24 protein-coding genes are annotated in these 21,128 nt (G+C 72.6%); 14 read left to right on the forward strand and 10 right to left on the reverse strand.

Annotation, left to right across the window (positions count from 1 at the left end):
- Positions 1–6 precede the first annotated feature (6 nt).
- The gene (locus FH608_RS27005; protein WP_139633393.1) at positions 7–540 is read right to left on the reverse strand and encodes a uridine kinase family protein; all 534 of its coding nucleotides are present in this window, start codon (positions 538–540) and stop codon (positions 7–9) included.
- Between the two features lie 76 nt (positions 541–616).
- Here FH608_RS27005 and FH608_RS27010 point away from each other — a divergent pair, with 76 nt between their 5' ends.
- Both FH608_RS27010 and FH608_RS27015 read left to right on the forward strand, forming a co-directional pair.
- The gene (locus tag FH608_RS27010; protein WP_139633394.1) at positions 617–1,774 is read left to right on the forward strand and encodes a CaiB/BaiF CoA transferase family protein; all 1,158 of its coding nucleotides are present in this window, start codon (positions 617–619) and stop codon (positions 1,772–1,774) included.
- A 94-nt stretch (positions 1,775–1,868) separates the two neighbouring features.
- On the forward strand, positions 1,869–3,383 hold the full coding sequence (locus FH608_RS27015; protein ID WP_139633395.1) for a carboxyl transferase domain-containing protein: 1,515 nt from the start codon (positions 1,869–1,871) through the stop codon (positions 3,381–3,383).
- Positions 3,384–3,432: 49 nt separating this feature from the next.
- Here FH608_RS27015 and FH608_RS27020 read toward each other — a convergent pair whose 3' ends face one another.
- The 5 genes from FH608_RS27020 to FH608_RS27040 are packed head-to-tail and all read right to left on the reverse strand — an operon-like array spanning position 3,433 to position 7,711.
- Positions 3,433–3,834, reverse strand: coding sequence for a hypothetical protein (locus tag FH608_RS27020; RefSeq protein ID WP_139633396.1), 402 nt, complete (start codon positions 3,832–3,834; stop codon positions 3,433–3,435).
- Between the two features lie 20 nt (positions 3,835–3,854).
- Positions 3,855–4,301, reverse strand: coding sequence for a hypothetical protein (locus FH608_RS27025; RefSeq protein WP_226899942.1), 447 nt, complete (start codon positions 4,299–4,301; stop codon positions 3,855–3,857).
- 26 nt (positions 4,302–4,327) lie between these two features.
- Positions 4,328–5,104 carry a carbon-nitrogen hydrolase family protein gene (locus tag FH608_RS27030; RefSeq protein ID WP_139633397.1) on the reverse strand — a complete coding sequence of 259 codons (777 nt, stop codon included), beginning with the start codon at positions 5,102–5,104 and terminating at the stop codon, positions 4,328–4,330.
- Positions 5,064–6,011 (reverse strand): DUF418 domain-containing protein, encoded by a 948-nt coding sequence (locus FH608_RS27035; protein WP_193318634.1) that lies wholly within the window; start codon positions 6,009–6,011, stop codon positions 5,064–5,066. The genes FH608_RS27030 and FH608_RS27035 overlap by 41 nt, the downstream gene beginning before the upstream one ends.
- Entirely contained in the window at positions 6,008–7,711 is a 1,704-nt protein-coding gene (locus tag FH608_RS27040; RefSeq protein WP_139633399.1) for an alpha/beta fold hydrolase, read from the reverse strand. Before FH608_RS27040 ends, FH608_RS27035 begins: the two co-directional genes overlap by 4 nt.
- Positions 7,712–7,736: 25 nt before the next feature.
- Between FH608_RS27040 and FH608_RS27045 the strand changes: the two genes are divergently transcribed.
- Positions 7,737–8,903 (forward strand): pyridoxal phosphate-dependent aminotransferase, encoded by a 1,167-nt coding sequence (locus FH608_RS27045; RefSeq protein ID WP_139633400.1) that lies wholly within the window; start codon positions 7,737–7,739, stop codon positions 8,901–8,903.
- Between the two features lie 48 nt (positions 8,904–8,951).
- Here the strand turns inward: FH608_RS27045 and FH608_RS27050 are convergent, their stop codons facing one another.
- Positions 8,952–9,485, reverse strand: coding sequence for a TetR/AcrR family transcriptional regulator (locus tag FH608_RS27050; RefSeq protein WP_139633518.1), 534 nt, complete (start codon positions 9,483–9,485; stop codon positions 8,952–8,954).
- Between the two features lie 102 nt (positions 9,486–9,587).
- Here FH608_RS27050 and FH608_RS27055 point away from each other — a divergent pair, with 102 nt between their 5' ends.
- From FH608_RS27055 to FH608_RS27065, 3 genes are all read left to right on the forward strand, one after another.
- On the forward strand, positions 9,588–10,622 hold the full coding sequence (locus FH608_RS27055; RefSeq protein WP_139633401.1) for an aldo/keto reductase: 1,035 nt from the start codon (positions 9,588–9,590) through the stop codon (positions 10,620–10,622).
- Between the two features lie 89 nt (positions 10,623–10,711).
- Positions 10,712–10,915 (forward strand): type II toxin -antitoxin system TacA 1-like antitoxin, encoded by a 204-nt coding sequence (locus FH608_RS27060; RefSeq protein WP_139633402.1) that lies wholly within the window; start codon positions 10,712–10,714, stop codon positions 10,913–10,915.
- A complete protein-coding gene (locus tag FH608_RS27065) occupies positions 10,912–11,292 on the forward strand; it encodes a type II toxin-antitoxin system death-on-curing family toxin (RefSeq protein ID WP_139633403.1) in 381 nt (126 codons plus the stop codon). Before FH608_RS27060 ends, FH608_RS27065 begins: the two co-directional genes overlap by 4 nt.
- A 6-nt stretch (positions 11,293–11,298) precedes the next feature.
- Here the strand turns inward: FH608_RS27065 and FH608_RS27070 are convergent, their stop codons facing one another.
- The 3 genes from FH608_RS27070 to FH608_RS27080 form a co-directional block, all read right to left on the reverse strand.
- Positions 11,299–12,396: an FUSC family protein gene (locus FH608_RS27070; protein WP_139633404.1), complete on the reverse strand. Its 1,098-nt coding sequence runs from the start codon at positions 12,394–12,396 to the stop codon at positions 11,299–11,301.
- 20 nt (positions 12,397–12,416) lie between these two features.
- Positions 12,417–13,583: an FUSC family protein gene (locus FH608_RS27075; protein ID WP_193318635.1), complete on the reverse strand. Its 1,167-nt coding sequence runs from the start codon at positions 13,581–13,583 to the stop codon at positions 12,417–12,419.
- Positions 13,584–13,753: 170 nt separating this feature from the next.
- Positions 13,754–14,422, reverse strand: a complete 669-nt coding sequence (locus FH608_RS27080) for an alpha/beta fold hydrolase (protein ID WP_193318636.1) — start codon at positions 14,420–14,422, stop codon at positions 13,754–13,756.
- A gap of 179 nt (positions 14,423–14,601) precedes the next feature.
- On the opposite strand from FH608_RS27080, the gene bar reads away from it, so the two are divergent.
- The 8 genes from bar (at position 14,602) to FH608_RS27120 (ending at position 21,089) form a co-directional block, all read left to right on the forward strand.
- Positions 14,602–15,693 carry a barbiturase gene (gene bar / locus FH608_RS27085; RefSeq protein WP_139633406.1) on the forward strand — a complete coding sequence of 364 codons (1,092 nt, stop codon included), beginning with the start codon at positions 14,602–14,604 and terminating at the stop codon, positions 15,691–15,693.
- A gap of 27 nt (positions 15,694–15,720) precedes the next feature.
- Positions 15,721–16,281 (forward strand): SseB family protein, encoded by a 561-nt coding sequence (locus tag FH608_RS27090; RefSeq protein ID WP_139633407.1) that lies wholly within the window; start codon positions 15,721–15,723, stop codon positions 16,279–16,281.
- Between the two features lie 83 nt (positions 16,282–16,364).
- A complete protein-coding gene (locus tag FH608_RS27095) occupies positions 16,365–17,009 on the forward strand; it encodes a prepilin peptidase (protein ID WP_139633408.1) in 645 nt (214 codons plus the stop codon).
- Between the two features lie 43 nt (positions 17,010–17,052).
- Positions 17,053–18,234, forward strand: coding sequence for a chorismate synthase (gene aroC, locus FH608_RS27100; protein WP_139633409.1), 1,182 nt, complete (start codon positions 17,053–17,055; stop codon positions 18,232–18,234).
- A gap of 14 nt (positions 18,235–18,248) precedes the next feature.
- Complete coding sequence (locus FH608_RS27105) at positions 18,249–18,779, forward strand: shikimate kinase (RefSeq protein WP_139633410.1); 531 nt, start codon at positions 18,249–18,251, stop codon at positions 18,777–18,779.
- Positions 18,776–19,846 carry a 3-dehydroquinate synthase gene (gene aroB, locus FH608_RS27110; RefSeq protein ID WP_139633411.1) on the forward strand — a complete coding sequence of 357 codons (1,071 nt, stop codon included), beginning with the start codon at positions 18,776–18,778 and terminating at the stop codon, positions 19,844–19,846. Before FH608_RS27105 ends, aroB begins: the two co-directional genes overlap by 4 nt.
- On the forward strand, positions 19,843–20,277 hold the full coding sequence (gene aroQ / locus FH608_RS27115; RefSeq protein ID WP_139633412.1) for a type II 3-dehydroquinate dehydratase: 435 nt from the start codon (positions 19,843–19,845) through the stop codon (positions 20,275–20,277). Before aroB ends, aroQ begins: the two co-directional genes overlap by 4 nt.
- A complete protein-coding gene (locus tag FH608_RS27120; RefSeq protein ID WP_226899943.1) occupies positions 20,274–21,089 on the forward strand; it encodes an SGNH/GDSL hydrolase family protein in 816 nt (271 codons plus the stop codon). The genes aroQ and FH608_RS27120 overlap by 4 nt, the downstream gene beginning before the upstream one ends.
- Positions 21,090–21,128: the final 39 nt, after the last annotated feature.

The following is a 21,128-nucleotide window of genomic DNA, read 5'->3' on the forward strand; positions in this document are numbered from 1 at the left end:
CGGGCCCTAGCCGGTGGGGACGATCAGGTCCGCCCGGTCCCTGGTCCGGTCCTGGGCGAACCACTCCTCCTCCGCCGCGAACCACGCCCGCCACCGCGGCTCCAGCTCGGCCCCGTCCCGCTCGATCACGCGCGCGAAGCGCAGCTCCCAGGGCGCCTCCACCCAGACGGCGAACGCCAGCAGGCGGGCCACCGAGGCGCGCGCCGTGGAGACGCCCTCGACGATGAGGACCGGCGCGGGCGGCACGGTCACGTCTCCGGCGTACTCCCCGCGTATCCAGTCGTACCTGCGGAAACGCCCGGGGCGGCCGTCCTGGAGAGGTCGCAGCACCTGCGATTCGAGCGCGTGGAACCAGCCGGCCGGGCCGTCCTCCCACGGCACGGGGAAGTCGTCGCTGTGGACCACCTGGCACCCCAGAACCCCGGCCAGCCGCCCGGCGAACGTCGTCTTGCCCGCCCCCGCCGGCCCGTCCACCGCCACCAGGCGTACGGGGCCGCACGACGGGGGCAGGCACTTGATGCGCTTTGCCAGGTGAATCACCGGACCAGGGTAGATGAGCGGGTACGTGCTACTGAGAGAATGTTCTTTCGCCCCGAAGGCAAGTGGGAGGTTGATCTTGCTCGGACCCCTCGGCGACATCGTCGTGCTCGACCTGTCCAGGGCCCTGGCCGGGCCGCACGCCGCGCAGATGCTGGGTGACCTGGGCGCACGGGTGATCAAGGTGGAGCATCCTGACGGGGGTGACGAGTCGCGCGGCTGGGGGCCGCCGTTCGTCGGACCTGATCACGATATTTCGACCTATTTCCTGGCGGCCAACCGCAACAAGCAGTCCATCGCCGTCGACCTCAAGTCCGGCGACGGCAAGCGGCTCATCGAGCGCCTCGTGCGCCAGAGCGACGTCCTCATCGAGAACTTCCGCACCGGCGTGCTCGACCGCCTCGGCTTCTCCGTCGAGCGCCTGCACGAGCTCAACCCGCGTCTGGTCATCCTGTCGATCACCGGGTTCGGCCACGACGGCCCCGAAGGCGGGCGGCCCGGCTACGACCAGATCGCGCAGGGCGAGGCCGGCCTGATGTCGCTGACCGGCCCCTCGCCCGGCGAGCCGTACCGCGTCGGGGCCTCCATCGCCGACCTGCTCGCCGGCATCCACGGCGCCTACGGCGTGGCCGGCGCCCTCTACGAGCGCGAGCGCACCGGCAGGGGCCGCGTCGTCCGCACCTCGCTGCTGGCCGCCGTCACCGGCGTGCATTCGTACCACGGCACCGCCTGGACGGTCGGCGGCACGGTGCCGGCCGCCGGCGGCAACCACCACGCCTCCATCGCCCCCTACGGCGCGTTCCGCTGCGCCGACGGCATGCTGCAGATCGCCGCGGCCAACGACGGCCAGTGGAGGAAGGTCGCCGCCCTGCTCGGCATCGACCCCGCCACGCCCCGCTACGCCACCAACCGCGACAGGTTCGCGCACCGCGACGAGCTGATCGCCGACATGGAGAAGGCCCTGGCCGCCCACGACCGCGACCACTGGCTGGCCAGGCTGGCCGAGGCGGGCGTCCCTGCGGGGGCGATCAGGTCGCTCGACGAGGTCTACGCCTGGGACCAGACCCGCTCGCAGGGGCTGGTCGTCGAGGTGGAGCACCCGGTGCTCGGCACGATCGAGCTGCCGGGGCCGCCGCTGCGCTTCGACGGGCTGACCGGGGTCGAGCACACCGCGCCCCCCGCACTCGGCCAGGACGGCGACGCGGTGCTGGCCTGGCTGGAGGAGCGCGAACGTTGATCGACATTTCGCGGCACCGAACGGCGTCCTGGTGCGTCAAGATTGCAGTGCCGGACGAATCACCGCGGTGCCGGCTGACCTCTAGGGAGCGATAGTGAGCCGTCCGGACGCGCGCACACTGATCGAAACGATCCTCGACCCGGGGTCGTGGAGGTCGTGGGACGTGCCGCCCGCCGACCCCGCCCAGCCGGGCTCCTCCTACGCCGAGGAGCTCGCCGCCGCCCGCGCCAAGTCGGGCTACGACGAGGCGGTCGTCACGGGTGAGGGGCTGCTCGGCGGGCGCAGGGTGGCGGTCGTGGCCTGCGAGTTCTCCTTCATGGCCGGCTCGATCGGGGTGGCGTCGGCCGAGCGGTTCACCGCCGCGGTCGAGCGGGCCACCCGCGAGCGGCTGCCGCTGCTGGCCGCGCCCGCCTCGGGCGGGACGCGCATGCAGGAGGGCGCGCTCGCGTTCGTCCAGATGGTCAAGATCAGCGCGGCGATCCAGGCGCACCGGGCCGAGGGCCTGCCGTACGTGGTCTACCTGCGCCACCCGACGACGGGCGGGGTGTTCGCGTCGTGGGGCTCGCTCGGGCACGTCACCGCGGCCGAGCCGGGCGCGCTGATCGGGTTCCTGGGGCCGAGGGTGTTCGAGTCGCTGCACGGCTACCCCTTTCCCGAAGGCGTCCAGGTCTCCGAGAACCTGCACCGCAAGGGGCTGCTCGACGCCGTGGTGCCGCCCGAGGAGGCGCGCGAGATCGCGATCAGGGCGCTCAGCGTGCTGGCCGACGACCGGTCGGGCGTCGTGGCGGGCGAGCCGCCGGAGGAGGACCTGCGGCCCGTCGAGGCGTGGGAGGCGATCACCCGCTCGCGCCGCGACGACCGGCCCGGCGTGCGCGCGCTGCTCAAGCTCGCCGCCACCGACGTGACCCCGCTCAGCGGCACCGGCGAGGGCGAGAACGACCCGGGGCTGCTGCTGGCGCTGGCCAGGTTCGGCAGCGCGCCGGCGGTGGTGCTCGGCCAGGACCGGCGCGTCCAGCGGGCCACCTCGCCGCTCGGCCCGGCCGGGCTGCGGGTGGCCCGGCGCGGCATGCGACTGGCGGCCGAGCTGGGGCTCCCGCTGATCACGGTGATCGACACGGCGGGCGCCGACCTGTCCAAGGCCGCCGAGGAGGGCGGGCTGGCCGCCGAGATCTCCCGCTGCCTGGCCGAGCTCGTCATGCTCGACGCGCCGACCGTCTGCCTGCTGCTCGGCGAGGGCGCCGGCGGCGCGGCCCTGGCGATGCTCCCCGCCGACCGGGTGCTCTGCGCGCAGCACGCCTGGCTGTCGCCGCTGCCGCCGGAGGGCGCCTCGGCCATCCTCTACCGCTCGGTCGACTTCGCGCCCGAGATCGCCCAGGCGCAGCGCATCCGCGCCACCGACCTGCGCCGCGACGGCATCGTCGACCGGGTCGTGCCCGAGGTGCCCGACGCCGCGTACGAGCCCCGGCAGTTCTGCGAGCGGGTGGGGCGGGCGCTGGAATACGAGATCGCCGGCCTGCTGCGGGTCGGCCCGGCCGACCGCTTCGCCGCCCGCCAGGCCCGCTACCGCAACCTGGGCACCGGCCCCGCGTACGAGGGCGGGAGGCCCTGAGAGCCACGCGTCGGCCGTGGCCGGGCGGGGCGACAGGCCACCGCGGGCCTCACGGCACGGGGATGCGTTCGACGCGGATCGAGAAGACCTCCTCGCGGGGCACCACGACCTCGTAGGCTCCGTGGTCGACCATCCAGTAGCCCAGCGCCTCCGCCTTCATGCCGCTGTGACCGGTGTAGGCGATGTGCAGCCCGTCGTCGTCCTCGTCGAGCACGATGCACGGCTCGCCGCCGAACGCGCCGACCGTGCGGATCAGCACCAGCCACTCCACCTCGGTCCTGGCCACCACCCGCCGCCAGTAGCCCGACGCGGGCTCGAACCCCTCCAGCTCGCTCTCACTGAGCAGCACCACCTGGTCGCTCTCGGGGCCGAGAGCCGCGGGCAGCGTGCGCTCGCCGAAGCGGGCGACGAAACCGGAGGCGACCGGCGTGATGTCCTCGGTCGTGTCCATGGGGCGCTCGCTCGGCTCGCTCATGCGGCGGGCCGCCAGGTCAGTCCGTCGTACTCGGCGAAGGGCCGCTCGCCGTCGGCGGTGACGTGGACGATCTCCGCCCCGGCCGGGATCGGCATCGGCACGGTGTGGAACTGCGGCACCACGTGGTCCGGCGACGTGGTGAACCCGTTGCCGGCGAACGGTGGCGCGTCGCTCCAGTCGCCGCCCATGTGCGGGCCGTACGGCACCGCGTAGGTGTCGACGTCGCGGGCGTACCAGCGCATGACGTAGAGCTCGGGCACCTCGGCGAACAGCTCCGATCCGTCGAACGACAAGTCGAGCCCGTGGTAGAGCGTCTCGGGCGTGGTCAGCCTGACGCAGTCCTGGACGCGGTAGACGTAACCCGAGATGACCGTGCGCTTGCCCGACAGGTATGGCACGAGCAGACGCGGCGGGACAACCTTCTGCATCTGCGTTCCGCTCACGGTACTACTTTACGATCGCTTGAAGGTCAGAGAACCCGATGATCGAGGCAGGGCAGCGTCGCCCTGGCCGCGGCCGTCCATTCGTGGTCCATCCGCACGACCTGCACGCCCGGCGCGGTGCCGAGGTCGGCGCGGACCACGCCCAGCGGGTCGACCAGCATGCTGCGCCCCACGCCGTAGCCGTCGGACGACTCGGCCGGGTTGGGCGCCTGGCCGACGGCCGCCGTCCACATGGTGTTCTCCAGCGCCCGCGCCCTGACCAGGGTGACCCAGTGGTCCTCCTTGAGCGGCCCGGACCCCCAGGCCGCGATCACCGCGAACAGCTCGGCCCCCTTGTCGACCAGCGCCCTGGCCAGCTCGGGGAAGCGCACGTCGTAGCAGGTGATCAGGCCCACCCTCAGCCCGGCCAGCTCCACCACCGCCGGCTCCGCGCCGGGCGCGACCAGGTCGGACTCCTTCGCGCCGAACGAGTCGAACAGGTGGATCTTCCGGTACGCGGCCCGCACCGCGCCCCGCTCGTCGATCGCCACCGCCGTGTTGTGCACGCGGTCGCCGCCCGGCTCGAACACCCCGGCGATCACCGACAGCCCGTGCTCCTGGGCCGCCTCCGCCAGGCCCGACACGAACGGGCCGTCCAGCGGCTCGGCCAGGCTCGTGATGCGCCTGCCGTAGCGGGTGAGCGTGGCCTCGGGGAAGATCGCGAGGTCGGCGCCCTCGGCCCGGGCGAGCGCCTCTTTCGCCCGTTTCAGGTTGGTGGTCGGGTCAGGGGACACCGGGATCTGACAGAGGGCGATTGTGGTCACGGCCCGACTCTAACCGGTTGGGCACCCATCGAAACCAGGTCAGGCACCGCCAGATCCACTCAAGCGGCCCGTACCTGAACCTGCTCAGCCACCACCTGCTCACCAGCACCTGGACCGCCACCGTCACCGCCGCCAGCGCCACGACCGACCAGCGGGTCGGGTCGGCGTTCAGCAGCGGGGCGGCCAGGACGATCACCGCGGTGCCCGAGACGTAGTTGGTCAGCGCCATCCTGCCCAGGGGCTCCAGCACCGCCGACGACCACGGCCGGAGGATGAGCAGCAGCCCCAGCGAGTACGCCGCCGCCCCGGCCAGCGCGGCCACGCTGTAGACGGTCCAGTCGTCCGCGATCGCCGAGGAACCGGTCTCCCCGACGGTCCAGGCGGCCGTCAGCAGCGCGCCGGCCAGCGCCGCGACCGCGAACGAGGGCAGCAGCAGCCACCGGGGCGGGCCCAGCCGGTAAAGGCCCATGCCCAGCAGGAACAGGCCGGGGATCAGGTGTGCCCCGCCGCCGCCCGCCAGGAGCTCCCAGGTCGTCACCGCCAGCCCCAGCACGAGCACCGGCAGCGCGCCCGACAGGAACGAGGCCGGCAGCAGCACCACGGCCCCGTAGACGGCGTAGTCGGTCAGCACCTCGCCCTCGTAGAACATGTGCTGGACCACCCCGAAGCAGAACAGCCAGAACAGCCTGCTCAGCAGCGCCCACCGGCTGTTGCCGCGCAGGAACAGCATGAAGCTGATCCCGAACAGCAGCGAGAAGATCGGGTAGAACCGGCTCTGGAACAGGGCCTCGATGGTCCAGTCGAGCCCGGTGGCGGTCTTCTTGACGGTGTGCTGCCAGCTGTTGACCAGCATGATCCCGCCCACCGCGAAGCCGCGGAGGGCGTCGAGCTCACGGATGCGCGTCACAGGAACCAGGTGAACCACCATACGAGGAATCCGGCGCCGACGACGGCCGCCACGATGCGCGGCCACGCGCGGTCGCGCGCCAGCGTGGCGCCGGTGAGCACGACCGAGGCGGCGGCGATCCAGCCGTAGGCCACGACCGTGCCGGGGACGCCGACGGCGAGCGCGACCTCGTTCTCCTTCGCCAGGTCGTAGACCGACTGGACGACCAGCCCCGCGAACGCCACGCCCGCCAGCCCGCCGAAGGCCGCCGTCGCCCGGCCCTTCAGCGCGGCGGCGACCAGCTGGACCAGCGAGACGAGGGCGAACAGGGCGAAGGGCGCGGCCAGCCAGGGCGCCTTCGAGATCCGGTACGGCGCGGCGGTCACGTGCAGGTCGCCCGGCCCCGCGGAGGCGGCGTCCTGGCAGGGGTCCGTCTTCCGCGTCGCCGGGTCCGCCACGAAGTCGTAGATCTTGCGGCGGGCGCAGGCGCTGGTCAGGAAGACGGCGTGGGAGGCGCGGGAGAACTCCTCGAAGCGGGCGCCGGGCAGGGACTCGGCGGCGGGCCTGCTGGTCCTGGTGGGGGTGGTCGGGTCGTACCGGCCGCCCACGACGTACACGGGGGCCCTGGTGGAGGCGTTGACCGGCTCGGACTTGGGGAGCCGCCACGCATCACACACCGCCTTGTCCCCATTTATGGTGAAAAGTCGGGATCTTGGGGTGAAGGTGTTGAACGGGACCTCGTCCTGGCACTGCACCGCGTGATACAGCCCGAACTCGTGCGACACCAGCCCGTCGCCCACCGCGTCGGCCAGCGGCCGCAGCAGCTCGTCACGGCCCTCGGCCAGCGCACGGATCATCGCGGGCGCGACCGCCACCACGCCGGCCTCGTGCAGCGCCTCCGCCATGATCGTGGCCAGGTCGTCGCCGCTGATCCGCGCCTCGAACTCCCGGCCGAGCAGCGGGTCGACCGCGGTCACCCGGGCGGGGCTCGCGTTCAGCCTGGCCGTCGCCCTGTCCAGCGCGTCCTTGACGCCCAGCCGGGCCGCCGTGTCGGCCAGGTTCCGCTCGGCGTCGTCGTACCAGCCGACGCTCTCCGGCAGGTACGAGTCCAGCACCACCGACCGCACGCCCTCCGGGTCGGCCGCGGCCACGTCGACCATGACCCTGGTGGAGTAGCTGACGCCGAACAGGTTCCAGGACGTGTATCCCAGCTTCTCCCGTAACGCGACGACGTCGGCCACGATCTCCTTCGTGTTGTAGCCCCGCAGGTCGACGCCCTGCCCCTGGAGCCGTTCGCGGCAGCGCGCGGCCGCCGCGCCGAGGTCGGCGGGCGGGCGCCTGAGCTGCCCGAGCAGCGCCTCGGCCGTCTCCGGGCAGCCCAGGACCGGCTGGGAGTACCTGCTGCCGCGCTGCTCGACCGTCACCACGTCGCGGTCGGGGAACATCTGGCTCAGGAACCCGATGAGCTGCATGGACGCCGACGCCGGACCGCCGCCCATGTAGACGACCGGGTCCGGCCGGCGGTCCCGGGCGGTCGACACGTGGACCGCGTACCCCACCTTGATCTTCCGCTCGGGCGCGTCCCTGCGCTCGGGAACCTCGAGGAACCCGCAGGTCGTGCGTGCCGGGACGGCCACCGGGCACGGGCCGGTCCCGGCGTCGGCGGGGGGCGTGACGGGGGGAGCGGTCAGGGCAAGCGCGAGCACGACCCGTATGATCACGGCACGAGACTAATAGTCTGGGGCCGTGACCGAACCACTTGTTGCCAGGATGCGCGCCTTCGGCACGACGATTTTCGCGGAGATGAGCGCGCTCGCCGTCGAGACCGGATCGATCAACCTCGGCCAGGGCTTCCCCGACACCGACGGGCCCGCCGCGATGCTCGACCGCGCGATCCAGGCGATCAGCTCCGGCGCCAACCAGTACCCGCCGGGGCCGGGCATGCCGGAGCTGCGCCGCGCCGTCTCCGAGCACCGGTCGGCCCACTACGACCTGTCCTACGACCCGGCCGGCGAGATCATGGTCACGGTGGGTGCCACGGAGGCCGTCGCGGCGACCGTGCTGGCGCTGTGCGAGCCGGGCGACGAGGTCATCGCCTTCGAGCCGTACTACGACTCCTACGCCGCCTCGATCGCCCTCGCCCAGGCCCGGCTCGTGCCCGTGACCCTGCGGCCCGTCGAGGGGCGCTTCACGTTCGACCCCGACGAACTGCGCGCCGCCGTCACGCCGCGCACCCGCGCCGTCCTCGTCAACTCCCCGCACAACCCGACCGGGACCGTGTTCGACCGCGCCGAGCTCACCGTCATCGCCGAGCTCTGCCAGGAGCGCGGGCTGATCGCGGTGACGGACGAGGTGTACGAGCACTTGACGTTCGACGGCGTGGAGCACGTCCCGCTCGCCACGCTGCCCGGCATGCGCGAGCGCACGGTGATGATCTCCTCCGCCGGCAAGACGTTCTCGGTCACCGGCTGGAAGACCGGCTGGATCTGCGCCCCGGCCGAGCTGATCACGGCGGTGCAGACGGTCAAGCAGTTCCTCACCTTCACGGCGAGCGCGCCGTGGCAGCTGGCGGTGGCGTACGGGCTGCGCAACGAACTGGAGTGGGTGTCCGCCCTGCGCGCCGGCCTCCAGGACAAGCGCGACCGGCTCATGGAGGGCCTCGCCGCCGCCGGCTTCTCCGTGCTGCGGCCCTCCGGCACCTACTTCGTCCAGACGGACATCCGCCCGCTGGGCTTCACGGACGGCCTGGAGCTCACGCGCCGCCTGCCGGAACTCGCCGGGGTGGTGGCCATCCCGACCCAGGTCTTCTACGACCACGCCGAGCGCGGGCGGCACTTCGTACGGTTCGCCTTCTGCAAGAAGGACGAGGTCATCGACGAGGCCGTGACCCGCCTCAAGCGCCTGTCCACCTGATCGTTCCCCGCGGGCTCCCGCCGGCGGATCGGGGATGGGGTCCGTGAATCAGGGGCGGAGGCCGTCGAAGACGATGGCGAGGGTCCTGGTACGCAGGCCCTCGTCCCATCCGTTGTGCTGCGCCGCCAGACAGGTGGCGCTCAGCAGCGCCAGCAGCTCCGCCATCCCCACGTCCCGCCGTACCGCTCCCGCCTCCTGCGCCCGCACCAGCAGGGTCTCGATGGACCCCCGGATGTCCGGCGTCCCGGCCTTGGCGTCGATGCCCGCGGCCGTCAGGGCGTCCACGAACACCTTCTTGACGGTCGAATCCTCCACGATCGTCGTGAAGTACTCGAAGAAGGCCGCACCGGGATCCGAGGCGGACGCCAGCTCGTCGGCCCGCTCGGCCAGCCGCCGCATCCGGTCGACGACGATCGCCCGGTAGAGGTCCTCCTTGGCGGGGAACTGGCGGTAGATCGTACCGACGCCCACCCCGGCCAGCGCGGCGATCTCGCGCATCGACGCGGACAGGCCGTCCCTGGCCAGCACCACCTCGGCGGCCTCCAGCACCCGGGCACGGTTGCGCCGCGCGTCCGCACGCATCACGGAGATTCCCTTCCCGTCTTCCGTTGACAACCGGAACAATTGTTCCGTATGGTCGCTGTCGATTATCCGGAACAAGCATTCCGATCCTAGGGGACTCCCATGGACTATCTGAACCTGGGCCGTTCCGGCCTGCGCGTTTTTAGGGCCTGCCTGGGCACCATGAACTTCGGCACCGGGCACGGCCTGGCCGCGAGCGACGAGGCGACGGCCGGCCGGGTCATCGACGCCTTCCTCGAAACGGGCGGCACCTTCATCGACACCGCCGACCTCTACCACCGGGGCGAGACCGAGGAGATCGTCGGCCGCGCGCTGAAGGGCAGGCGCGAGCACGTCGTCCTGGCCACCAAGGGCGCCATGCCGGTGGGCGCCGAAGGGCGCGGCCTGTCGCGGCGCCACCTCACCAGGGCACTCGACGCCAGCCTGCGCCGGCTCGGTACCGACCACATCGACCTCTACCAATGCCACCAGTGGGACCCGGCGACGCCGATCGAGGAGACGATGGCCACGCTGGACGGGTTCGTCAGGCAGGGCAAGGTCCGCTACCTCGGCTGCTCCAACTTCACCGCCACTCAGATCGTGGAGTCCCAGTGGGCGGCCGCCCAGGCGGGCGGCACCCCGTTCGTGAGCCTCCAGCCGCAGTACTCCCTGGTCCAGCGGGTGATCGAGGCGGAGGTCCTGCCGGCGTGCGAGCGGCACGGGCTCGGCACGGTCGTGTACGGAACGCTCGGCGGCGGCGTCCTGACCGGCCGCTACCGGCGGGGTGAGGCTCCCGACCCGGACAGCCGCATGGGCCGCCTGCTCGGCCGGTCCATGCCGGGCGCGCGCGGCTGGGCCACCTCCCTGCTCAACGACCGCAACCTGGGCATCGCCGAGGAACTGGTCAAGGTCGCCGCCGGACTGGGCGCCGACCCGTCCCAGGTCGCCCTCGCCTGGGTGGCTCGCCGCCCGGGGGTGACCTCGGTGCTGCTCGGGCCGCGCTCGGTGGAGCAGTTGCGGAGCAACCTGGCGGCCTTCGACCTGGACCTCCCGGAGGAGGCGGCGGCCAGGCTGGACGAGGTGTCCCGCCTCGACCTCGGCCCGATGGACGGCTCGTTCTTCCACCTCGCCCCACGGGGAAACCTGGCCCACCGCTGATCATGCGTTCCCATGCCGATGCGGAGCGACAGAAGGTGAATTCAGGGTTTGGTATCGCGGTGATACCATCTTGGACTTACGATGGGGGCATGGCCATGACCCTTCGCTTGACCGACGACCAGACCGAGGCCCTACGGCAGCGCGCCGAGTTCGAGGGGCGCAGCATGCAGCAGATCGTCCTTGCCGCCGTCGATGAATACCTCGCGCGGCACGCCGCGGAGGAAGAGGTGCTCCGGCTCGGCGCCAAGTCGAGGGAGCGCTGGCGAAACGTTCTTGATCGGCTCGGCGAATGACCCGCTACCTCACGCTGGAGCACGTCCTCCAGCTCGCGGAGGCAGAGCTCGGCGACGTCCTGGCGGTCCGGGACCTGGGGCTGCTGGACTCAGCCGTCCACCGGCCGGGCTCCGCCATGTTCGGCCAGGAAGCCTATCCCGACCTGATCACGAAAGCCGCCGCTCTCCTGCAGTCGCTGGCGGTCAATCATCCGCTCATCGACGGCAACAAACGCCTGTGCTGGCTGGTGACGGACGTCTCCCTGCGGTTCAACGGGATCGAGCTCGACACCGACGACGACTCCGCCTATGACCTCGTCGTCGCCGTCGCGGCCGGCAAGCTCACCGACGTCCACGAGATCGCCGACGTCCTGCGCGGCTTCGCGACACCGTCCTGAAAGTGCTCAGCTTCGGGCGCTCTCATCGCGCGGCTCGTCGAGTGGCGTCAGCGTGCCCGTGGCGGCCTCGTGCTCCATCCCGGTGGCCTGCAGCAGGTCGACGACGACGGAACGCAGCTGCGCGATGATCACGTGTGCCGAGAAGCCGAGCCCGTCGGGGCGTTCCCGGGCCGCGACGGCGAGCAGCGCCTGACGGGCCAGCGTCGGCTCGCGGCCGGCCCCGAGCTCCAGTTGCAGCAGCAGCGCCGCCTCCGAGACCTCGCGCAGCGCCTCGGCCAGGGCGGGCGGCGGCGGGCTGGCCTCGCCGAGCGCGGCGAGCGTGCGCCTGGCCAGCACCCGCGCGTTCCGCAGCGCCAGGTCGACCGGAACGGCCGCCGTCTCGTAGCGCGCCAGGTTCGCCTTGCGGTGCCAGTGCAGCGGCGAGATCAGCGTGATCTCCTTGGCCGTCTCCAGCGCGTGCTCGAACTCCTCCACCGCCGCCTGCGTGGTGCGCGCCTCCTCCAACGCCTCGGCCGCGAGCTCCACGTCCCGCTTCTCGATCGCCTCCGCGTCCCGCTCCAGCACCGTGGAGAGCGCGTCGAGCACGCCGGACAGGTGCTTGGCGGCGATCCTGAACGGGCTGGCGGGCAGCAGCGCGACCGCCACGATCCCGACGACGCCGCCGGTGAGCGCGTCGGCCATCCGGTCCAGGCCGCCGACGTCGTCACCGGGCACGAGGGCCGCCACCAGCACGGCCGACGATCCGGCCTGCGCGATGAACAGCGCCCCGCTGTTGAGCAGCACCGCCACGCTCATGGCCAGCGCCACCACGAGGGCGAGCTGCCACGCGCCCGACCCGATCCAGGACACCAGCAGGTCGCCGATGCCCACCCCGAGGCTGACGCCGATCACCAGCTCGGCCACCCTGCGCAGCCGCTGGCCGAGCCCCACGCCCACGCAGATCAGCACGGAGATCGGTGCGAAGATCGGGCGGGGGTGATGCAGCAGCTCGATGCCGATGATCCAGGCCAGCGCGGCACCGGCCGCGCACTGTGCGATCGAGGGTGCCAGAAGGCCGAACGTGCCCAGTCGTTCCTTCACATGATCGCGGAGCCTGGTGCGCACCCCTCTACCTTGGCGGATCTTTATGACATTGGGGTCACGTTTGCCCCATGTAAGTCCTCTTCGTCGGGACTGGCCGGTGCTCTGGCGGGGCCCTCCTGGGCGGGCTGCGGCCCGGCCGATCGGTCGGAGGCGCGCGCGTCCAGCGGGGGCAGCGACGCCAGGGCGTCCTGCGGCTCGATGCCGGTCGCCTGGAGCAGGTCCACGATGATGGAGCGGAGCTGGGCGATCATCACGTCCGCCGAGAACCCCCACCGCTCGGACCGCTGGCGCGAGGCCACGGCCAGGATCGCGGCGGTGGCCTTCTCCGGCGGGGCCTCGGCGGCCAGCTCGTCCCGCAGCGTGAGCGTCGCGCCCGCCAGCTCGCGCAGCGCGCCGGGCAGCCAGGGCGGCAGCGGGCCGGAGGCGTCGAGCGCGGAGATGGCGCGCCTGGCCAGCACCCGGGTGTTCCGCAGCGCGTGATCGAGCGGCCTGGCCGCCCGCTCGTACCCCTGGAGGCCGCGGCGGCGGTGGCGGTGCAGCGGCGAGATGGTGGCGATCTCCGTACTGGTGTCCAGCGCCTGCCGGAACTCCTCCACGTGTTTCTGGCTCGTCCGCGCCTCCTCCAGCGCGTCGACGGCCAGGCTCACGTCGCGCCGCTCGACGGCCTCGGCGATCTGCCGCAGCGCGTCGGCCAGCGCGGCGAACATGCCCTTCGCGTGCCGCGTCGCCAGCGCCGAAGGGCTGGCCGGCAGCAGCGCCACCGCCGCGAGCCCCACGAGGCCGCCCACCAGGGCGTCGACCATCCGGGCGAACCCGCCGGCACCGCCCGGCGGCAGGAGCGTGGCGACGAGCACGGCCGAGGAGGCCGCCTGGAGCGCGATCATCGAACTGCTGCCGAGCAGCACCGCCACGGCCATCGCCATCGCCACGACCAGCGCGATCTGCCAGGTGCCCGAGCCGATCCGCGCCACCAGCAGGTCGCCCACGCCGATGCCCAGGCTGACGCCCACGACCAGCTCGAACACCCGCCGCAGCCGCTGCCCCAGCCCGACGCCGATGCAGATCACGACCGCGATGGGCGCGAAGAACGGACGGCTGTGGCCGAGCAGGTCCCTGGCCACCAGCCAGGCGATCGCGGCTCCGACGGCGCACTGGGCGATCGAGGGCGCCATCAGCCTGAGCCGGCTCAGGCGCTGGTGAACGTGCATGTCAACCACGCCACATACCCCGGCCTGAGAGCGTGACACCAGGGTGAGAGCCCGATGAGAGCGCGCTCACCCGGGCCGTTGCGAGGTCCGGGTTCACCCGGGTTGAGGCGAGGTCGCGTTCACCTGGGCTGAGGCGAGGTCGCGGTCGGCCGGGCCGGTGAGGCGGGGGTTCAGCCGGCCAGGAACGCGTCGACCGCCTCCAGGAAGCGGGCGCGGGCCGTCACGTGGATCAGGTGCCCCACCTCGATCACCACCAACCGCGCCCCGGGGATGCGCGCGGCGAGCTGGTCCGCCCCGACGTGGCTCAGCTTCCCGCCGCTCAGCACGAGCGTCGGCGCCGTGATCCCGCCGAGCCCTTCCAGCCAGGCCGGGTCGGGATCGACGAGCTGCCGTTCGACCTCGTGCACCATGCGCCAGTCGAACCCGGTGGAATCGTCCTCGACGACCGGCGGGCGGTTCCTGAAGGGGACGGGCGGCGGCGGGTCCTCCAGGACGAGCCGCTCGGCGCGGTCGGGATGGTTCATCGCCACCTGGTACGCCACCACGCCCCCGAGCGAGTGCCCGATCAGCGTGACGCGTCCCATGCCCAGGTGGTCGAGCAGCGCGACGACGTCCTCGGCCATCTCCGTCACCGCGTACGAGCCCGGACGGGCGCTGGCCCCGTGCCCGCGCAGGTCGGGGACGACGACGTGGTAGCGGGCGGCGAAGTGCTGCGTGATGCCGTTCCAGTCGTTGTGGTCGGCGGTGCGGCCGTGGATCAGCACGAGCGGGGGAGAGGCGGGGTCGCCCTCCTCGCGATACACCAGCTTGATCCCGTTGACGTGCGCTTCGCGAATCACACCGGCGACCATACCGCCTGCCCGCTTCTGGGTCGTTTGCCCCGGCGAGCCCGTACGGGCACCCGAGCGCTGGGCACAGGTTGACATCGCCGGCGGGGTTCATGGGCACACATTGACCAAGAACCCCGCTGACCGGCTCTGTCAGGCTGGGGACACCGGTACGGGAGAAGGGGCTTCGCATGCCGGACCCGATTGAAGTGCGCAAAGTGCCCATCGAGAGCGTCACCGACGCCTCGGGCCTCTCCCGGCTCATCGCCGACGGGGTGATCGAGGCGGGCCGGGTGCTCGCCGTCATCGGCAAGACCGAGGGCAACGGCGGCGTGAACGACTACACGCGCATCCTCGCCGACCGGGCCTTCCGCGAGGTGCTGGCGGAGCATGGCCACCCGTCGCCGGAGAGCGTGCCGCTGGTGTGGTCGGGCGGCACCGACGGCATCCTCAGCCCCCACGCCACCGTCTTCGCCACCACCGCCGACGCTCCCCCCTCCGACGAGCCGCGGCTGTCGGTCGGCGTGGCCATGAGCGAGGTGATCCTGCCCGAGGACATCGGCAGGCCGGCCATGGTGGAGAAGGTCGCGGCGGGCGTACGCGAGGCCATGAAGATCGCCGGCATCGACGACCCGCGCGACGTCCACTACGTCCAGTCCAAGACCCCGCTCCTCACCCTGGCCACCATCACCGACGCCAGGAGCCGCGGCCAGGACACCGCCATCGAGGAGACCGGACCCTCCATGGACCTGTCCAACTCCACCACCGCCCTCGGCATCGCCGTCGCGCTCGGCGAGATCGACATGCCGCGCGCCGACCAGATCCACAAGGACCTGTCGCTGTACTCGTCCGTGGCCTCCTGCTCGTCCGGGGTGGAGCTCGACCGGGCGCAGATCGTGCTGGTGGGCAACGTGCGCGGCATCGGCGGCCGCTACCGCATCGGCCACAGCGTCATGAAGGACGCCCTCGACGCCGACGGCATCTGGGAGGCCATCAGGAACTCCGGCCTGCCGCTGCCTGACCGCCCCCATCCGTCCGACCTCGGGGGGCGGCTGGTGAACGTGTTCATGAAGTGCGAGGCCGACCCGTCGGGGCGCGTTCGCGGGCGGCGCAACATCATGCTCGACGACTCCGACGTGCACTGGCACCGGCAGATCAAGGCCGCGGTGGGCGGGGTGGCGGCCTCGGTCACGGGCGACCCGGCCGTCTTCGTCTCGGTCGCCGCCGTCCACCAGGGCCCCTCGGGCGGCGGCCCGGTGGCGGCCATCTCCGACCTGGGGTGAGGCACCGGCCGGGTAGTCTCGGGGGTTGTGCCGAGCATCCCGCGACCTCTCGACCCCCACGACGATGGCGGCGCCGCGCCCGGCGTGGCCGCCGCGCTCGCCTCCTACCAGGAGGGCACGTCCGACGCCGCCGCCGTGCTCAACGCGCTCAGCGGCGCCAGGCTGCTGGTGCCCGTGGTGGCGCTGCTGACCGAGACCGAGGTCGGCGAGCACGGGCTGCGGCAGGAGAAGGAGAGCGAGATGGCCCTGCCCAAGCTCGTCGGGGCGGACGGCAGGCAGGCGGTGCTCGCCTTCACCGGCACGGAGTCGCTGACCAGGTGGCGTCCGGACGCGCGGCCGATCCAGGCCACCGCACTGCAGGTGTGCAGGGCGGCCGTGCAGGAGCAGGCGGCGGCGGTCGTGGTGGACGTGGCGGGGCCGGTGCAGTTCGTGATCGAGGGGGCGGTGCTGGAGGCGCTCGCCGCCGTGGAGTCGGGCACGATGGACCGGCTCACCGGCGTGACCGTGGCCCGGGTGCGGCCCACCGGCCCCGCGGACCGGACCGAGCCCGCCCGGCGCCGCCGGTGGTTCTCCCGGAAGGGCCGCTGACCTCTCCGAGCCTGCGCGTCCGCCGGGATACCGAGTGGGTCGAACGGCCGCACGCCGGCCGGGCGCCGCACTAAGGTCGCCTCGTGGTCGCACTCATGGCGCTCGCCGGGCTGATCTGCGGACGCCTCATCGGGGCGCTGGCCGACTCCTACGACGAGGACCCGCCCCACTACGACCAGGGACGGGCCAGGCTGCTCGCCCGATCGCCCCGCACGTCCGTGTGGCCGGCGGCCGCGCCGGCCGGAGGCGCCGTGGAGCTGGTCACCGCCGCCGTGGCCGCGCTCGTCGCGTGGCGGCTCGGCCTGCCGTACGTGCCGTTCGCCGTGATCGGCACCGCCCTGGCCGTCATCGACTGGCGTACCTGCCTGCTGCCCGACGCGATCACGCTCCCGGCGTACCCGATCATGGTGGTGGCGCTGGCCCCGACGGGAGAGCTGCCGCGCGCGCTGGCCGGCGGCGCGGCGCTGACGGCGGTGTACGCGGTGCTCTGGTTCGTCAAACCGGACGCGATGGGGCTGGGGGACGTCAAGCTGGCCGGGCTGATCGGCCTGGCGGCCGGGGCGCTGGGCTGGCAGGCGTGGATCGTCGCCGCCTTCTGCGGGCAGGCGCTCGGCGCCCTCTACGGCGTCGCCCTCCTCCTGACCAGGCGGGGAACCAGGCACACCCAGTTCCCTTTCGGCCCTTTCATGCTGCTCGGGGCGTCCACGACCCTTTGTCTCGGCTGGTGAGCACGGGACATCTCACTAGGCAGCACGTGGAAGACTTGTACGCATGTTGCGCTGGTTGACCGCCGGAGAGTCCCACGGCCCCGAACTCGTCGCCATCCTCGAAGGGCTGCCCGCCGGGGTGGAGGTGACCACGGCCGCCATCGCCGAGGCGCTGCGCCGCCGCAGGCTCGGCTACGGCCGGGGCGCCCGGATGAAGTTCGAGCAGGACCAGGTGACGATCGTGGGCGGGGTGCGCCACGGCCGCACGATGGGCAGCCCGGTCGCCGTCCGCGTCGGCAACACCGAGTGGCCCAAGTGGGAGAAGGTCATGGCGGCCGACCCGGTCGACCCGGCCGAGCTGGAGGGCCTCGCGCGCAACGCGCCCCGGTCGCGCCCGCGCCCCGGCCACGCCGACCTGGCGGGCATGCAGAAATACGGGTTCGACGACGCCAGGCAGGTGCTCGACCGGGCCAGCGCCCGCGAGACGGCCGCCCGCGTCGCGCTCGGCGAGGTCGCCAGGCGCTTCCTCAAGCAGGCCCTGGGCGTCGACATCGTCAGCCACGTCACCGAGATCGGCGGCGCGCGAAACCCGTCCCAGACGCTGCCCGGCCCCGGCGAGCTGGCCAGGATCGACGACGACCCGGTGCGCTGCTCCGACCCCGAGGGCAGCGCCGCGATGGTCGCCGTGATCGACAAGGCCCACAAGGACGGCGACACGCTCGGCGGCGTCGTCGAGGTCCTCGCCTACGGCCTGCCGCCCGGCCTCGGCAGCTACACGCACTGGGACCGCAGGCTCGACTCCCGGCTGGCCGGGGCGCTCATGGGCATCCAGGCGATCAAGGGCGTCGCGGTCGGCGACGGCTTCGAGACGGCGCGGCGCCCGGGCTCCCAGGCTCACGACGAGATCGAATACACCGCCGAAGACGGCGTGCGGCGCATCACCAACCGCGCGGGCGGCGTCGAGGGCGGCATGACCAACGGCGAGATCCTGCGGGTCAGCGCCGCGATGAAGCCGATCTCCACCGTGCCGAGGGCGCTGGCCACCATCGACGTCAAGACCGGCGAGGCGGCCAAGGCCCACCACGAGCGCTCCGACGTGTGCGCCGTCCCCGCCGCCGGCGTCGTCGCCGAGGCGATGGTCGCGCTGGTGCTGGCGGACGCGGCGCTGGAGAAGTTCGGGGGCGACTCGGTCGAGGAGGTCGCCCGCAACCTGTCCGGTTACCTGTCCTCGATGGTGATCAAGTGAGCGGTGAGCGACCGATGAGCACGGAGCGGAATGGTGAGCGGCCTATGAGCAGGGTTGTGCTGATCGGGCCCCCCGGGTCCGGCAAGACCACGGTCGGGCGGCTGCTGGCCGAGCGGCTCGGCGTCGGGTTCCGCGACACCGACGCCGACGTGGAGGCCGTGGCGGGCAAGCCCGTCTCCGACATCTTCGTGGAGGACGGCGAGGCCCGCTTCCGCGAGCTGGAGCACGACGCCGTGCGCCGCGCGCTGGCCGAGCACGACGGCATCCTGTCGCTCGGCGGGGGAGCGGTGCTCAACGAGGAGACGCAGGCGCTCCTCAAGGGACACCACGTGGTCTACCTCCAGGTCGGGCTGTCGGACGCGGTCCAGCGGGTCGGCCTCGCCTCCGCCAGGCCGCTGCTCGTGCTCAACCCGCGCAGCCAGCTGAAGAAGCTCATGGAGGAGCGGCGGCCGGTCTACGAGGGGCTGGCGGTGATGACCGTGGTGACGGACAAGCGCCCGCCGGAGGAGCTCGCCGACGAGATCGTGAAGGGGCTGCCCGCATGAGCCCGACCAGGATCTCCGTACGCGGGGACAGCCCGTACGACGTGGTGGTCGGCACCGGCGTGCTCGGCGAGCTGCCCACGCTGCTCAAGCCCGGCGTGCGCACGGTCGCCGTCATCCACCCCGAGACCCTGCCCGAGATCTCCGCCCCGGTCGGCGAGGCGCTGCGCGCGGCCGGCCACGAGGTGGTCGAGCTGCCCGTGCCCGACGGCGAGCAGGCCAAGACCGTCGAGGTCGCCGCGGGCCTCTGGTCGGAGCTCGGCCGCCACGGCGTGACCCGCTCCGACGCCGTGGTCGGCGTGGGCGGGGGAGCGACGACCGACCTGGCGGGGTTCGTGGCGGGCACGTGGCTGCGCGGCGTGCAGGTCGTGCTCGTGCCGACGACGCTGCTGGCCATGGTGGACGCGGCGGTCGGCGGCAAGAACGGCATCGACACCCCCGAGGGCAAGAACCTGGTGGGCACGTTCCTGCCGCCCGCCGGGGTGCTGTGCGAGCTGTCCACGCTGGCGAGCATGCCGCGCCGCGACTACGTGGCCGGCCTGGCCGAGATCATCAAGGGCGGCTTCATCGCCGACCCGGAGATCCTCAGGCTCGTCGAGGCGGACCCGGAGGCCGCCACCCGTCCCGACGGCCCCCACACCCGCGAGCTGATCGAGCGCAAGATCCGCGTCAAGGCCGACGTCGTGGGCGCCGACCTGCGCGAGGCGGGCCTGCGCGAGATCCTCAACTACGGCCACACGCTCGCCCACGCCATCGAGCGCGAGGAGCACTACGCCATCCGCCACGGCGAGGCCGTCGCCATCGGCATGGTCTACGCCGCCGAGCTGTCCAGGCTCGCCGGCCGCGCCGACCTGGTGGAGCGCACCCGGTCCATCCTCACCGGCGTCGGGCTGCCCGTCGCCTACCGCGCCGACGCCTGGAAGTCGCTGCGCGACCACATGCGGCTCGACAAGAAGAACCGCGGCGCCAAGCAGCGGTTCGTCGTGCTCGACGGCCTGGCCAGGCCGGGCCGGCTCGAAGGCCCCGCCGAAGAGTTGCTCGAAGCGGCGTACAAGGAGATCTCGGCATGATCCTGGTGCTCAACGGGCCCAACCTGGGGCGGCTCGGCATCCGCGAGCCCGACAAATACGGCGTGGAGACGTTCGAGGACCTGGTCACCCTCTGCCGCGACACCGGCAGGAAGCTCGGCGAGCACGTCGAGGTGCGCCAGACCGACGACGAGGCCGAGCTGGTGGGCTGGCTCCACGAGGCCGCCGACGGCCGCATCCCGGTCGTGCTCAACCCGGCCGCCTTCACCCACTACTCCTACGCCCTGCGCGACGCCATCGCCCAGCGCACGGCCCCGCTCGTCGAGGTGCACATCACCAACCCGGCCGCGCGGGAAGAGTTTCGGCATACCTCGGTCGTCGCCGGGGTGGCGACGGGCACGATCGCCGGCTTCGGACTACAGTCATACGTCCTTGCGCTGCACGCTCTCGCGGAGATGAATTCCACCTCATGAGGCACTACAAGTCCTTCGTCGCACTCGGCGACAGCTTCACGGAAGGACTGAACGACCCCGGCCACGACGGCCACTACCGTGGCTGGGCGGACCGGGTCGCCGAACGGCTCGCCGCCGACGACCCCGGCTTCCGCTACGCCAACCTGGCCGTGCGCGGCAAGCTGCTCGACCAGATCGTCGCCGAGCAGGTGCCGGCCGCCGTCGACATGGCACCCGACCTCGTCAGCTTCTGCGCCGGGGGCAACGACCTGCTCAGGCCGGGCAGCGACCCCGACGTGATGGCCAAGAAGGTCGCGCGCGCGGTGCGCGACCTGCGGGCCGGGGGCGCCGACGTGCTGCTCTTCACGGGCGTCGATCCGCGCGACACGCCGCTGATGCGGCGGCTGCGCGGCCGGTTCGCCATCTTCTACCTGCACGTGCGGTCCATCGCCGACCTGTACGGGTGCCGGCTGGTGGACCAGTGGTCGATGCAGGGGCTGCGCGACTGGCGGGCGTGGAGCGCCGACCGGCTGCACATGAACGAGGACGGGCACCGGCTGGTGGCGGCGCGGGTGCTGGACGTGCTGGGGGTGCCGTTCGAGGACTGGCGCAAGGACTGGCCGCCGCGCACCGCCGACCCTCGCGCCCGGCGGCGCGAGGACGCCCAATGGCTGCGCGAGCACCTCGCCCCATGGGTGTCCCGCCGCCTCCGCGGCGTCTCCTCGGGCGATGGCCGTTCCCCGAAGCGCCCGCTGCTCTCGCCCTTCGATGTCACGGCTGAGCCCGGCCCGGCCCGTGCTTCGGCCGATGGTTCTCCGGGCAACGGTCTCTGATCGAGGTTTCACGTTACGGCTGCGCACGGGCAGGCCACC

The sequence above is a fragment of the Nonomuraea phyllanthi genome (assembly GCF_006334985.2).
Classification (GTDB): domain Bacteria; phylum Actinomycetota; class Actinomycetes; order Streptosporangiales; family Streptosporangiaceae; genus Nonomuraea; species Nonomuraea phyllanthi.

Excerpts from the sequence above, each read along its gene's own strand:
- FH608_RS27105 (WP_139633410.1), top strand. The coding sequence starts at position 18,249 with ATGAGCACGGAGCGGAATGGTGAGCGGCCTATGAGCAGGGTTGTGCTG.
- FH608_RS27065 (WP_139633403.1), top strand. The coding sequence starts at position 10,912 with ATGACCCGCTACCTCACGCTGGAGCACGTCCTCCAGCTCGCGGAGGCA.
- FH608_RS27120 (WP_226899943.1), top strand. The coding sequence starts at position 20,274 with ATGAGGCACTACAAGTCCTTCGTCGCACTCGGCGACAGCTTCACGGAA.
- FH608_RS27055 (WP_139633401.1), top strand. The coding sequence starts at position 9,588 with ATGGACTATCTGAACCTGGGCCGTTCCGGCCTGCGCGTTTTTAGGGCC.
- FH608_RS27050 (WP_139633518.1), bottom strand. The coding sequence starts at position 9,485 with ATGCGTGCGGACGCGCGGCGCAACCGTGCCCGGGTGCTGGAGGCCGCC.
- FH608_RS27060 (WP_139633402.1), top strand. The coding sequence starts at position 10,712 with ATGGCCATGACCCTTCGCTTGACCGACGACCAGACCGAGGCCCTACGG.
- FH608_RS27075 (WP_193318635.1), bottom strand. The coding sequence starts at position 13,583 with ATGCACGTTCACCAGCGCCTGAGCCGGCTCAGGCTGATGGCGCCCTCG.
- aroQ (WP_139633412.1), top strand. The coding sequence starts at position 19,843 with ATGATCCTGGTGCTCAACGGGCCCAACCTGGGGCGGCTCGGCATCCGC.
- FH608_RS27020 (WP_139633396.1), bottom strand. The coding sequence starts at position 3,834 with ATGGACACGACCGAGGACATCACGCCGGTCGCCTCCGGTTTCGTCGCC.
- aroC (WP_139633409.1), top strand. The coding sequence starts at position 17,053 with ATGTTGCGCTGGTTGACCGCCGGAGAGTCCCACGGCCCCGAACTCGTC.
- bar (WP_139633406.1), top strand. The coding sequence starts at position 14,602 with ATGCCGGACCCGATTGAAGTGCGCAAAGTGCCCATCGAGAGCGTCACC.
- aroB (WP_139633411.1), top strand. The coding sequence starts at position 18,776 with ATGAGCCCGACCAGGATCTCCGTACGCGGGGACAGCCCGTACGACGTG.